We start from the raw sequence: 14,301 nt of genomic DNA on the forward strand, positions 1-14,301 counted from the left end.
GCCTATTTTGCCGAGGTTTCGGAATGGCTGCCTGCACCGGAGCTGGACGCGATCTTGTCGATCTTCGGTTTGGCCCAGCTTCCTGTGACGTGATATTGCGTGGCGAATGCCTTCGATAACTGGTCACCCAGCACCAACTGGGCCGCTAGCGTGCCCAGCCCGATGGCCGGGTTGATGAACGCTGCGGCCAGCGACGCCGACGTAGCGTCCACCTTGGGCGTGACCTTCACGTGTAGATCCTGCGTTTCATCGAGGATGTTGGCCGAGCCCTGCATCGCCACCTGAAACTGCGGGCCTTTGACCGTGAAATCTTCCGTGCGCGCAACACCGCTGGCAATCGTGCCGGTGGCCGCCACGCTTTCGAACGGCGTGCCGCGGCCGGTGGCGCTGCGCAGGTCGGTGGCGAAGTGCAGCAAGCCCTGCAGGCTCAGCACGCCGACCAGTTTGGCGAGGCCCGGATCCACCGGCAGGAACTGACCGCGCTCCAGGTTCAGCGCCATGCGGCCGTTGAGCGTCGGGTAGTCGATCGACATGGGCGAGCCGCGCCATACCACGCGGCCCTCGAACTTGCCCTTGGCACCGTCGAGCACCTTGGCGAAGCCCATCTTCTCCAGCAACTCGCCCGAGTCACGCAGGTCGAGGTGGAAGTCGAGCAAGGTGCGGCGCTCGGGGTCATCGCCACCGCCGCGCAGACGGCGCGGAATGCGCCACGTGCCTTGTGCGGTGAAGGTGGCGGCAGGTTGTTCGAGCTTGAGCGTCTCCAGCGTCCACACCGGGGTGCCATCGGTGATCTGGCTGCGCGCCTTGATCTCCAGCTTGCCCAACGTCTTGCCGCGCAAGTCGAACTTGTCGGCCACCAGATCGAGCGACGGGATTTCCTGCGAGCTGCGCGCCAGCGATTCGGTCAGCGCGGTCTCTTCCTGCGCATCGGGGATGCTCATGCGCGACAGGCGCATGGTCAGCTCGCCGAAGGGCACGGCGGCGCTCTCCGCGTGCCAGCGCGCGGTGCCCGCGATCTCGCGCGAATCGATGTTCGATTGCCAGTTGGCGCCGTCGCGCGTGGCATCGACACTGACGCTGCTGAAATCACGGCCGAGAATGCGCAGCGTCTGCGCGCGCCCGTTCAGGCGTGTGGGCAGGTAGGCGTTGTGGCTGTTGGCGGCGCTGGCGACAGCGTGTTCGGTAGCGACCTGCGCGGCGCCTTTTTCAGCTGCAGGCGCGGCGAAGACCTGACGCCAGGCGTCGATGTCGAGCCGGTCCAGCATCAGGTTGGCCTGCACACCCTCGGCGGGTTGCGGCACGGGCTGGCGCACGCCGATGCCGCCGCGCAGCACCTCGGTGCCGTTGCCGTTGCTGCGCAGTTCGTAACGAGCGGAGGCGATGTTGCCGATCTGCAGCGTGACTTCGTCGAGTGCGTTGTTGGCTGCCAGCGGCTGCATGTCGAAGCGCACCGGCAGCGGCTGGCCGGCAGCTTTGTTCAACGGCGCGGGCAGGCGCACCGTCATTGGCGTCAGGTCGGATTGCACCTGGATGACGGGGCGATGTTGTTTGACGCTGATGGTGGCGTTGTACGGTGCACTGCCATCCAGCGTGCGGGCAATCGCGGCGATGGGGCTGCCTTCCGGCGTGGTTTCACGCAAGCCCTGGGCCGAGGCGGTGCCAGCGACCTGGATGCGGATCGTGCCGTCAGGCGCGGTGCCGCCGGTCGGGCGAATCTCGCCGCCGGCAAAGCGGGCGCGCAGGTTGTCGAAGCCGATGCCCTTGTGCGTGAAGGTCAGTGCGCCGGTCACGTCGGTCAGTGGCGGCGCCTGCGGGATCAGCGTGACGTCGTTGCGCAGGAAGGTCACGCTGCCCTGGGCGCGGGCTGTGTGCATTTCGTTGAGCGGCAGGTCGAGCTTGAGCGCCAGCGCGGCGTTGCCCTGCGCGCGTGCGTCCTTGGTGAAGTGGCCGATCCAGCCACCAACCGGGCTGGCCTCGATGTACTGCAGGAAGCTTTGCGTGGCGCCGTCGGCACGGCCGTCGATGGTGAGAAGGGGATGGTGGTCGCCCATGTCGGGCAGGCTGCCGCTCACGTCGGTCAAGGTCACGTCACCTGCTTTGGCGCGCGCCACCTTGAACGACATCGACGGCCCGTCGAACACCACGGTGCCTTCGGTGTCGGTGAACGCCGGCCAGCCGGTCGGGTGCGAGGCGTCAGCGGGGGCCGGCTGGTAGGTCACGTCCTTGACCGGTACCTCGACGCGGAACACGCCCTTGTGCGGCGGGCGGTACGGGAAGTCGTACAGGTCGCCGGTCAGGACAAGGGTGACGTCGTTGGCGGTGCCGCCCTGCAGGGCGCCGGCCAGGTACTCGCGCGTGTGCGGCCCGACGGAGAGCGGCAGGTAGCGCGGCACACGTGTGACGGTGGCGCGCTCCAGGGTGCCCTTCAGGTTGATGGTGCCGACATGGCTGGTGTCCGGCGCATGGCGGTAGTTGCCCGCAAACCGGGCCGACAGATCGCCATTGGAGAGCGTCAGGTTGTCGCTGCTGACGATCAGTTCCTGCTTGCGATAGGTCCAGTTGAAGGTGCCTTGCAGGCGGTCCAGCGGCACACGTGCTTCATCGAAGAGGCCGGGCAGGAGCAGGGCGGTATCGGAGGAATCGATGCGCAATGTGCCCTTGTCGTCGGAGAAGACCGCGTTGCCGGAGAGGTTCTCGACGCCGGGCACGGCCGGTTCGGGGTGGTGGCCGGCTGGCACGGCGGGCAGTGCTCCGGGCCCGAAGGACACTTGCCGCAGCGTAGCGCGCCCCGTGAAGTGCACCGGCGCCGGTGTATTTGGCCGCCAGCGGGAGATATCGCGCTGCCAGTTGATGTCGAGATCGTCGATGCGGCCGGCGGGCTGCTTGGCGCGCAGCGGCTCCAGCACCCGGGCGGGCAGCGGCATGGCGGTGGCAATGCTGCGCAGATCGGTCAGATCCAGCGTCGTGGCCTTCACCTGCAGACTGCGCAGCTCGTCGCGCGTATCCATGGCCCAGCCGACGCTTGCGTTGCGCAGCCCGCGTGGCGTGCCGGCCGGGTTGGCAGGGGCTTCGATGCCGGGGCCGGCCAGTTCGGGCGCGGGCGCCGGTTGCGCGGGCGGGTTCAGTGGCTGCCAGAGCAGCGTGTCGATGCGCAGTGTGTGTTCGCCGTTTGCGGTGCGCTGCTGCGTGGCGAGCGCCTGCAGGCTGCGCAACTGGAGCGGGTCGAGGTCCTTGCGGATCTGCAGGTCGAGCTGCTGGCCGGTCAGCCGTGCCTGGCTGCGCGTGAAGACGCCGTCGGCAAACTCCACCGAGCCGTCTGAACTGACGGTGCCGCTCCTGGCGGCTTCCATCACGGGCACATAGCGTTGTACCGCCGCCAGCTGCAGCGTGTCGACCTGCCAGTTGGCCTGTCCGTGCCAGTGGCGCCAATCGCCCGGGCGGGACAGCAGGTCATGGCGGAAATCGGCGCGCAGCTTGATCGGGCCGTTGAAGAGGCTGGGCGAAGTGCCGCTGGCATCCAGCCGGTGGCGGGTCGGGCCGCTGCGCAGTTGAACGTGCACATTGCCTAGCGCCACCTCGGGCAGCTTCTGCTGCTCGTCGAGCCAGCGCACAGCGCCTTCGCGGAAGTCGATGTCACCCTGGGAGAGCAACTGGTCGAAGAAGTTGCTGTCGCCGCCGGTATCGGGCCCCAGCGGCATGCCGGCAACCAGCAGGGCGCCCGCGGGGGTGCGGCGGACCAATACGTCGGCGCGGCGGGCGTGCAGCGCGGCAAACGTGATCTGCATGCGCAGCAGCGAACGCCATGACAGCCTTGCCTGCACATCCTGCACGGCAAAGGTCTGGCGGCCGGCGCTGTCACGGGCCTCGATGCGCTGCGCGCGGAAGGCTGGGTGCCAGCCCTCCCAGTAGGTTTCCAGCGAGCCGATGCCGACGTTGGCGTGCAGTGCGCTCGACGCCTCGCGCTCCATCCATTCGCGCGCCACGCTCACGCGCGGCCACAGGACAAAGCGCACCAGCACCATGCCGACCATGGCCAGGACGACCAGTGCGACCGCCGTTTTCCACAGGATGCGCCACAGCTTGCGCCAGATCGGCGCGCGGATGCAGGCGACAAAACCACCGGCAATCCCGCTCACCAGCCGAGTGATCCATGCCCAGATTGCGCCGGCCGCGCGCAGGCCTGTCCGGCGGGTGGACAGGGTGCTGGCGTGTCCGCCATCGGACTTCGGCGATTCTGGGGGCTGGGGCAGGCGGGGCATGACCGGGATTATCCGATATTCGTGGCGCAGTGCCACATTTGGAGCTGGGTACGGCCCTCGCGGAGTGGCAAGCACGCCCGATGCCCGTGAAAGTGCGTGACCACCGACCGGCCCGCGTGCATTTCAGCGAGAATGGACGTTTCCTTCGCAGCTCCCTTGATGGTTCGCATGACCCGCATGACCGATTCCACCTTGCCTGCCCAGCCGTTCCTGCAAGCTCCGGCCCGCGCGCCGGAAATCGCCACCGCCGCGTTGCCGTATGCGCAGGCCTATTCCCGCTATGTCCAGCGTCTGGCACAGGCGCGTGAGGGCTGGGCCGAGCGCGTGCAAACCGCCGCGGCGGGTCCGGTTGACGTCGCGTGGCTGTCCACGCGCTTTACCGAGCTGTTCGACGCCAAGGCCGTGGAGATCGAGCCCGCACTCAAGCGCGCACTGCGCCTGCTGCGCAACGAGGTATTCGCCACGCTCATCGAGCGCGATCTGTCCGGCGTCGCCACGCTCGACGAAGTGACCGGCAGCATGACGGACCTGGCCGAGTTTGCCGTGCGTGCGGCCATCTCCGTGATCGGTCAGGAACTGCAGGCGCTGCACGGCCAGCCGATCGGGCAGTCCTCAGGCGAGGTGCAGGAGCTGGTGGTGGTCGGCATGGGCAAGCTTGGCGGGCGCGAGTTGAACGTCTCGTCCGACATCGACCTGATCTTTCTCTACGACGACGATGGCGACACGCAAGGCAAAGATGGCCAAGTTCGGCGTCCGCTGTCCAACCACGAGTACTTCACGAAGCTGGGTCGGCGCCTGATCAACACACTGGCCGATGTGACCGAAGACGGCTACGTCTTCCGTGTCGACATGCGCCTGCGCCCGAACGGCGATGCCGGGCCGCTGGCCTGCAGCCTGGGTATGCTGGAGGAGTACTTTGTCGTGCAGGGCCGCGAGTGGGAGCGCTACGCCTGGATCAAGGGCCGCGTCATCACCGACCCGACCAGCCCGCACGCGGCGCGCGTCATCCAGCAACTCGATCGCGTGACCGGGCCGTTCGTGTTCCGGCGCTATCTGGACTACGGCGTGATCGCGGCCATCCGCGCGCTGCATGCGCAGATCCGCGCGGAGGCGGCCAAGCGCAGCAATGGCGCCAACCGGCAGCCCGGCGAAGGTGATGGTCAGCTGCATGCGCGCGCGCCCAATATCAAGCTCGGGCGCGGCGGCATCCGCGAAATCGAGTTCGTTGCGCAGGTGTTTCAGCTGATCCGCGGTGGGCAGGATTTCGGGCTGCGTGTGCGGCCCACGCTGGAGGTGCTGCGCGCCGCCGCCGAGCGCGGCCTGATCGACGACGACGTGGTCGCCCGCCTGACCGAGGCCTACCGCTTCCTGCGTCAGCTTGAACACCGCCTGCAGTACATCGAAGACGCGCAGACGCACAATCTGCCGGGCGCGCCGGAAGACCAGCTGCGCGTGGCGCGCATGATGGGCTTTGCGGACTACGCCGCGCTGGTTACCCAGCTGGAGGCCTATCAGGACGAAGTGGCGCAGCAGTTCGAGCAGACCTTCTCTGACAAACAGGACAGCCAACCGCCGTGCGCCTCCATCTGGCACGCCGATCTGCTTGACGATGAGCGTACCGAGTCCGCCCGCACGCAGCTTGCCGACCTGGGTTATGCCGACGCCGACGGCGTGCTCGAACGTCTGCGCGCGACGCGCAACTCGCCGCGTTACCGCGCGCTGACCGAGGTGAGTCGCCAGCGTTTTGACCTGCTGATCAATCGCGCGCTTGACCACGCTGCGCGGCAGACGGATGCGGACGTCACCATTGCGCGCTTCCTGAATTTCTTCGATGCGATCAGCCGGCGCTCGTCGTATCTCTCGCTGCTGTGCGAATACCCACAGGCGCTGGAGCGCGTGGCCCACACGCTGCACGCTTCGCGCTGGGCGGCGGACTATCTGACGCGCCATCCGCAACTGCTCGACGAACTGCTCGACGTTGAGGCGCTGTCGGCCGACCCGGACTGGCCCGCTTTTCGCGATCGCGTGCGCGAGCGGCTGCGCGCCGCCGAAGACCACGTCGAAATGCAGATGGACATCCTGCGCCAGGAACACCATGCGGAGACGTTCCGCATCCTGTTGCAGGACCTGCAAGGCATGCTCAGCGTTGAGCACATCAGCGACCGGCTCTCCGACCTGGCCGACGCCATGCTGGACCTGACGCTGGAGACCGTGTGGAAGCAGGTGACGACGCGCCATTGCGAGGTGCCGCGCTTTGCCGTGGTGGCCTACGGGCGCCTGGGCGGCAAGGAACTTGGTTATGCGTCAGACCTCGACATCATCTTCCTCTACGACGACGACCACGAGCGTGCGCCCGAGGTGTACGCGTCGTTCGCGCGCAAGCTCATCACCTGGCTGACCAGCCATACCGCCGCCGGCACGCTGTTTGATGTGGACACGCGCCTGCGCCCGAACGGCGCGGCCGGCCTGATGGTTACGCACTTCGAAGCCTTCCGCCGTTACCAGATGCGCGAGGGCGACAACGCCGCCTGGGTGTGGGAACACCAGGCGCTGACGCGCGCGCGCTTCTGTGCGGGCGATGCGGAGATCGGCGCGCGCTTTGAAGCGCTACGCACCGCCGTGCTGCGGCAGGCGCGCGAGGCTGGTCCGCTGCGCGACGAGATCGTGGCGATGCGTGAGCGCGTGCTGGAGGGCCACGCCAATCCCACGGAACTGTTCGACCTCAAGCACGACCGCGGCGGCATGGTCGATATCGAATTCACCGTGCAGTTCCTGGTGCTGCTGCATAGCGCCGCGCATGCTGAGCTGACCCGCAACAAGGGCAACATCGCGCTGTTGCACATGGCGGGCGAGCTGGGGTTGATCGATGCCACGCAGGCAGCACAGGTCGCCGATGCCTACCGCGATTTCCGCGCGCGCCAGCACAAGCTGCGGCTGGATGGGCAATCCGCCGCGCGCGTTCCCGCTGGTACCTGCGCACATGAAGCGGCCCACGTGCGGGCATTGTGGGAGCAGGTGTTCGGCGCGGCGTCCGCACCGTCAGGCTCGCACGCCGGATGAGCGCGCGCCTGCACGCGATGCATACCTGGGCTGCGTGCCTGGGTGTGGCTGCGTTGTCGGCTGCGTTATCGTTCGTACCGTGGTTGCATGCAATTGGGCTGTATCAACGCGATGCCGTGCGCGCGGGCCAGTGGTGGCGCATCGTCACGGCCATGTGGGTGCATCTCGATACCTGGCACTGGCTGGCCGATGCGATGGCCGCGGCGGGGATCATGCTCCTGCTTGCACGTGTCCTGCGGCCGCAGGCCATTGTCGGTGCGCTGGTGGCGTGCGGTGTGCTGGTGCAGATCGCGTTGCTCAGTCAGCCGGGCGTGCAGTGGTACGGCGGGCTGTCGGGCGCGCTGCATGGTCTGGCGGCCTGGGGTGGGCTGCGGTTGTTGCGTTCACCAACGGAAGACACGGACGACCGTTTCTCACGCTGGATCGGCTTGCTGCTGTGCACGGGCGTGCTGGTAAAGGTGTGGTTCGAGCAATCGTGGCTGTCGCCCATCGCTTTTGACCCGCACTGGGGGTTTGGCGTGGTGCGTATCGCGCACGCCTTTGGCGCGGCGAGTGGATTGCTGATCTGGGTATTGGGAGAGTGGCGCGCCCAAGGTAGGAAGCAGGCGCGGGGCTGACCGGCAAGACGCCGGTCGCCCAAGAGAGCGGACACGCCGGCTTGGCGCCAGCGTGTCCGTTTTGCGTTTACGGCAGACGCGAGATGCGACGGTTGCGACCCAAGCCGAATGCGCCACCTGCAAGCAGCAGGCTGGCCAGCCACAGGGGGAGGGCACCGCCACCTCCGCCGCCGCTGCTGGGCGCAGTACCCGAGCCCGTGGTGGTGCCGGTGCCCGAGGTCGCAGCCGCCGTGACTGTCACGGAGGTCGAGCTGGTTGCCGTGCCGCCCACGTTGTTGGTCGCGGTTACCTTGAAGGTGTATGTGCCAGCGGTGCTCGGCGTGAACGTGGCGGTGTAGTTGCCGTTGCTGTCCGGGCCTGCTGCCGTGACGTTCGTGCTTGGGCCGGAAGTTTCCGCCCATTGAACGCTGGAGAGCGTATTGCCGAAGCCTGCGCCAACGTTGGCCGTAAGCGTTACGGCGTTGTTGGCAACGATGGTGCTGGCCGAGCTTGAGACGCTCACCGTCGGGTTGCCGACCGCCAATGCGATGGCTGCGCCTGCATCCAACATGCCTGCCCCACATGCGCCGGCATTCTGTGCGCAGTAGGTTCCCGCCGGGAAGGGGCGTGCCGATTGCGTCAGGATCGCTTTGATGTCGTTCACGCTCAGCGTGGGCTTGTAGGCCAGTAGCAGCGCAGCAACGCCCGCCACATGCGGCGTGGCCATCGAGGTGCCCACTTTGCTCTTGTATGTATTGGTGTCGGTGCCCGGTGTGGTCAAGCCGGCATTGGACAGTGAACGAATCCCGATGCCGCTGCCGGCAATGACCGAGCCGGAGCCGCCGCCCGGCGCACTGAGGGTCGTGCCGGTGCCGACGTTGGCGTAGGTGGCATTGTCGCCGTCGATGGTGTGTGCAGTGACGGCGATCACGCCGTTGCAGTTGGCCGGCGCGCCGATGCTGCGCACACCGTCGTTCCCAGTTGCCACGACGATCGTGGCGCCCCGTGCCCGTGCTGCAGTGATGGTTGCCTGTTCGGCGTTGGAACAGGCCCCGGCACCGCCCAAGCTCATGTTGACCACCTGCGCCATTGGCGTATTGACCGGCAGGGCCGCACCGCCGGCGCCGGGCACGCCGCTCTCACCCGTTACCCAGGCCAGCGCATCCATGATGTCGGACGTGGTGCCGCCGCACTTGCCCAGCGCTCGTGCCATCTGGATGGTCACGTTGGGCGCAATGCCCGCGATGCCGACCGAGTTGTGCTGTGCGACGATCTGGCCCGTCACGAAGGTGCCGTGCCAGCTGCTGTTGGAAGCGGTGCCGCAATAGGTTGGGTAGGCGGAGGCTTCCGAAGCAAGTACCCAGTCGCCAGGGTCTGACGGATTGGGATCGCGACCCGCCGGCGTGTCGAGCGGATCGTTCTCCACAAAGCCCAGTGGCACCGTGTTGTGGCTCGCTGGGTCGGGAGTGGAGTGGTGGGCGTCGTTGCTGACGAAGTCGTAGCCTGAGCGGATGTTGGCGCCAACAAGATCCTCATGATTGGTCAGCAGGCCCGTGTCGATGACGGCCACGTAGACCGAGCTCGCGCCCCTGGTCGAATCCCACGCGGTGGTGACGTTGGCCCCGCCGGCGGCCGGGGTGGCTGGCCCGTTGGCAACCGCGGTGCTCGGCCACAGGTTCCACTGGCTGGCGAACTGCGGGTCATTGGGCACGGCAGCCGGACGCATGATGCGGTCGGGCGAGACGTATTCGAACTGCCCGCTGGCCTCCATACGCTGGGCAACCGTCTGAGCCTCCGCAACCGACATGGCGTTGGGCAGCGTGACGACGTGGGCACCGCCCGACATGGCGCGCTTGTAGGTCACCGGCAGTTGGGCGGCCGCCGACCAACGTTGCACCGTCGCAACGTCTGCGCGAGCAACCGTGCTGCCTGCCGCAACCGATTGCGTCTTCAGCCCGCTGCTCTTCTCCTTCACGATCAGTTGCGTCACCCATTGCAACTGTGGCGCAGGTGCGGCGACCTTGCCCACCGCCAACGCCGGTACAGCGTGATACGACACCAGCCCAAGCGCCACCAGCGCACGGGCGATACCCCCGGGAACCATCGATTTCATTGAAGCAGCCCTGTTTTTTTGTTGTGAATCGCAAAATGCGTCGCAGCATTGTCCAAAAGGATTGAGATGATGTGCTTCACGTGCGATTAGGTGTAAACCCTAATATCTCCCGTCTGTGCAGATATGGCGGTGCAGCACGCAACGGGAATGAGGGAAGACGCGGCCCGAAGGTGGGGGCACCCAAACGAAAACCGCCTCCATGCGGGAGGCGGACAGTGAGTGCGATCAACGTAGCGCCAGGCGCTTACGTGTGCATGCAAGCCCCAGGGCCAGCAGCAGGGCAGCCCCTGTCAGCGGGATGGCTCCGCCACCGCCGCTGCTATTGGGCGTGCTGCCGGTGCTCGTGCCGGTCTCCGTGCCAGATCCCGGTGGCGTGGCGCTTGTGACGGTCACGCTGGCGGTATCGGTGGCCGTAGCGTCGGCATTGTTGGTCAGGGACACGTTAAAGCTGTAGGCGCCTGTGGCAGTCGGCGTGAAGGTGGCTGTGCTGTTGCCGTTGGCGTCCGGGGTGGAGGTGGTCAGGGTGACGGGGTTTCCGCCGGTTTGTGCCCAGACTGGGTTGCCTGCCGTTCTGCCGTAACCGGCGCCGCCCACCGCGGTGAGCGTGACGGAAGCATTGGGCGCCACGGTTGCTGCCGATGGGGCGACATGCACGGTGGGCGTGCCTTGCGCCTGGGCGATGGCTGAGCCAGCGTCCAGCATGCCGGCCCCGCAACTGCCTGCATGCGTGGCGCAGTACGTGCCGGGCGGGAAGGGGCGAGCCGATTGCTTGAGGATCACCGTGATGTTGTCGGGCGTTAGCGCAGGCTGGACCGACAGCATGAGCGCGACCGTGGCAGCCACATGGGGCGTTGCCATCGACGTGCCCATGTCGTTGGTGGTCGTGTCTCCGCTGGGCGAGGCAATGGGTGCCGTCGCGCCGCTGTTGGAGAGCGACACGATGGTGCTGCCCGTGCCCGGGATGACCGTGCCCCTGCCGCCGCCCGGCGCACTGATGGCAGTTTGCGGTCCCACGTTGGCGTACCAGGCGTTGTCACCCTCCCGCGTGTGGGCCGTGACGGCGATGGCGCCGGCGCAGTTGGCGGGGGCATCCACGGGCCCCGACTCATTGCCGGCAGCTACCACGATGGTGACGCCCAGCGCACGAGCTGCATTGATCCGACGCTGTTCCAGTGCGGAGCAGGTTCCCGGGCCACCCAGGCTCATGCTGATGACCTTGGCTGGCGTCGGGTTGTTCACGACGCCCGGGACGGCGCCGCCGGCCAGCCACGTCATCGCATCCATGATGTCTGACGTCACGCCGCCGCACTTGCCCAGCGCCCGCGCCATCTGTACGTGCACGCCGGGTGCGATGCCCGCAATGCCGATGCTGTTGTTGCGTTGCGCCGCAATCTGTCCGGCCACGAAGGTGCCGTGCCAGCTGCTGTTGCTCTGGCTGCCACAGAGCGTGGGGAAGGAGGCGGCATCGCTGGCGCTGATCCAGTCGCCTGGGTCGGACGGGTCGCTATTGCCGGCACTGTTGTTGGCGCCGTTGTTGACGAACCCGCTAGGGATGGCGGTGCCGGTCTTGGGGTCGATGGTGCCCGCCATCGCGCTGCTGCTGACGAAGTTGCGGCCCGTGCCGAAAGTCGTGCCCGCAAAGTCTGCGTGATCCGCGCGGATGCCGGTGTCGACAATCCCGATGCCAACGGTTGGCGTGCCGGTGGTGACATCCCAAGCGGACGTCACGTTGGCACCGCCAGCCACGCCCGCGCCGGGCAGCAGGTTCCATTGCCGGCTGAACAGCGGATCGGTCGCCAGTGCCATCGGCCGCAGGATGCGGTCGGGCGAGACATACTCAAACTGGCCGCTGGCTTCCATGCGCTGCGCGACGGTTTGCGCGTCGTCCAGCGTCAGGATTCTGGGCAGGGTCACCACATGGGCGCCGCCCGACATCGCGCGCTTGTACGTCATCGGCAACTGCGCCGTGGCTGACCAGCGTTGCACGGTGATGGCATCCGCAGGGTTTTCGGCGCCGTTTGCCGACGTGGATTGCAGCTTCAACGCGCCCGCCGTGCCGGCTTTTTCCTTGACGATCAACTGGGTGACCCACTGCAACTGCGTGTTGAACGTGGTCGATTTTTCAGCCGCCAGTGCCGGCGCAGCGTGACACGACAACAGACCGAAGGCCATCAGCGCACGGACCACACCCCCAGGAACCATCATCTTCATCAGAGCGGCCTCTTTTTTGTAAAGAATTGCTGAATTGATGGATGGATTGTCTAAAAGGATTGAGATGGGGTGGTCCGGGTCGAGTTAGGTAAGAACCCTAGCCTGGTGCACGGGTTTGAAGCGAAGGCCCAAAGAAAAACCGCCTCCACGTGGGAGGCGGTCCTGATCGACTTGATTGAGCCGCGGTTACTGTGGCAGCGGGCGCCTGCGTCGGCATGCCAGCCCCAGGGCCAGCAACACCGCCGCGCCCGCCAGCGGGACAGCACCACCGCCACCGCTGCCACCGCTGCTTGACCCACCGGAGCTACCCGAACCCGAGTTCGACGTGCCGCTGCCAATGCCGGCCGGCGTCGTCCGCTGGGCGTAACCCACTGCGCCTGCGGTATCCAGCAGGCCTGCACCGCACACGCCAGTATTGACGGCGCAGTACGTGCCGCTTGGGTGCGGGCGGGCTGTCTGCTGCAAGCCGGCCAAGATCTGCGCGTTCGACAGTAGTGGCTGCACGCTCAGCATCAGTGCGATGGTGCCGGCCACTTCCGGTGTGGAGAAGCTCGTGCCCGCCACGGATTTGACGACGTAGCTGCCGAGGGTCTGCGCACCGTTGTTGGAATCGGCCTGGATGACTGACGTGGTGCCCGTGCAGCCGCTGCTGGTGGCCTGCGAATTGCCACAGCCGCCGCCCGGCGCCGACAGCGCAACCTGCGGACCAACGTTGGCATAGCTGGCGTTTTCACCGCTGTCCACGTGTGCCGTGACGGCGATCGCGCCCGTGCAGTTGGCCGGCGCATCAGCGTTTTGTGCGGCTTCATTGCCCGAGGCAGCCACCACCGTGGTGCCGATTGACGCCAGCCGGTTCACCGCATCCTGCTCGGCGGCCGAGCATGCGCCCGTGCTGCCCAAGCTCACGTTGACCACGCGTGCAGGGTTGGCATTGGTGGGCACGCCCGATACGGCGATGCCGCCGGCCCACAGCATGCCGTCCACCGTATCGGACAGCAGTGCACCGCACTTGCCCGACACGCGCACCGGCACGACCTGGGTGTTCCAGGCCACGCCGGCAATGTCGAGCGTGTTATTGGTGTTGGCCGCCAGCACGCTGCTGACCTCTGTGCCGTGCCAGCTGCTGTTGGCGACGTCGCTGCTGGTGCAACCCGAAATGGTGGAAACCTGCGCCGAGGTCACGCCGTCGCCCAAGTCATGTGCGTCCGTCCCGCGGCCAAACGTGTTGCCCGCGCGGGCAGGGTCAGAGATGAAGTTGTAGCCAGGCAGGATCTTGCCGACCAGGTCCGGGTGATCGGTATAGCCGGTGTCGACCACTGCCACGACGATGTTGCCCGAGCCCTGCGTGATGCTCCATGCCGCAGCCACGTTGATGCCGCCCGGCACGAGTGTCGGCGAGGCAAGGTTGTTCTGCGTGGCGAAGTACGGATCGTTGGGGATGGTGTTGGGCCGCAGGATGCGATCCGGCACCGCATAGGCCACGCGCGCGTCCTGCGCGATCTTGGCGGCGGTGGCTTCAATGCTGGCCGCATCGGTCAGGCCCGTGTGCATGAGCTGCGCATCGGTGGCCAACGTGCGTTTGACTTGCAGCGCGCTGCCGGCCGTCTGCGCGACCGACAGCAGCCGGTTGCTGGATTCAGCGGCGGACAGTGTCTTGCGTGTGCCGCTGGTGTCGTCGCGCCATTTGATGATCAGGTCGCCCGTGTATTGCGGCCGCGCCGTGGCGGCGACCGCGGTGGCTGTGTAACCGCCCATCAGCCAGGCGAGACAGGCAACGCCCGCGCCTGCGCGGAGCCAAGACTTCAACCGGAAAGGGGAAGGGGTCATCAGTGCGCGCTCCATGGCATCTTGTTGTGATGAGAAACGTCGTCAGGAGGTGATCGTTGACACTCCGTTACACATAACCAAAGGTAGCACGCGACCTGCCCGCCTGGGATGGCAGAAACCCGATGGCTTAAGGTGGGGAAAGCTCGCCTGTGTGCTGGGGTCGTAGCAGGATATGCGACCAGCACAAAACACGATGGGCCCAGAATCGGGCCCATGCGTTTTTCACAGTGTGGAG

Annotated in this window: 6 protein-coding genes; 2 read left to right on the forward strand and 4 right to left on the reverse strand. The window is 66.7% G+C overall.

What is annotated here, in order from left to right; all coding sequences use genetic code 11:
• Positions 1-2: 2 nt before the first annotated feature.
• Positions 3-4,259, reverse strand: coding sequence for a YhdP family protein (locus ACS13N_RS01205; RefSeq protein ID WP_438929978.1), 4,257 nt, complete (start codon positions 4,257-4,259; stop codon positions 3-5).
• Positions 4,260-4,436: 177 nt separating this feature from the next.
• On the opposite strand from ACS13N_RS01205, the gene glnE reads away from it, so the two are divergent.
• Both glnE and rrtA read left to right on the forward strand, forming a co-directional pair.
• Positions 4,437-7,319, forward strand: a complete 2,883-nt coding sequence (glnE, locus tag ACS13N_RS01210; RefSeq protein WP_438929979.1) for a bifunctional [glutamate--ammonia ligase]-adenylyl-L-tyrosine phosphorylase/[glutamate--ammonia-ligase] adenylyltransferase — start codon at positions 4,437-4,439, stop codon at positions 7,317-7,319.
• Positions 7,316-7,936: a rhombosortase gene (rrtA, locus tag ACS13N_RS01215; RefSeq protein WP_438929980.1), complete on the forward strand. Its 621-nt coding sequence runs from the start codon at positions 7,316-7,318 to the stop codon at positions 7,934-7,936. Before glnE ends, rrtA begins: the two co-directional genes overlap by 4 nt.
• Positions 7,937-8,003: 67 nt before the next feature.
• Here rrtA and ACS13N_RS01220 read toward each other — a convergent pair whose 3' ends face one another.
• From ACS13N_RS01220 to mprA (ACS13N_RS01230), 3 genes are all read right to left on the reverse strand, one after another.
• Positions 8,004-10,028: a S8 family serine peptidase gene (locus tag ACS13N_RS01220; protein WP_438929981.1), complete on the reverse strand. Its 2,025-nt coding sequence runs from the start codon at positions 10,026-10,028 to the stop codon at positions 8,004-8,006.
• 225 nt (positions 10,029-10,253) lie between these two features.
• Positions 10,254-12,239, reverse strand: coding sequence for an MprA protease, GlyGly-CTERM protein-sorting domain-containing form (gene mprA, locus ACS13N_RS01225; protein ID WP_438929982.1), 1,986 nt, complete (start codon positions 12,237-12,239; stop codon positions 10,254-10,256).
• 186 nt (positions 12,240-12,425) lie between these two features.
• The gene (mprA, locus tag ACS13N_RS01230; protein WP_438929983.1) at positions 12,426-14,066 is read right to left on the reverse strand and encodes an MprA protease, GlyGly-CTERM protein-sorting domain-containing form; all 1,641 of its coding nucleotides are present in this window, start codon (positions 14,064-14,066) and stop codon (positions 12,426-12,428) included.
• Positions 14,067-14,301: the final 235 nt, after the last annotated feature.

The organism is Ralstonia sp. 24A2, from assembly GCF_051783885.1.
GTDB lineage: Bacteria > Pseudomonadota > Gammaproteobacteria > Burkholderiales > Burkholderiaceae > Ralstonia.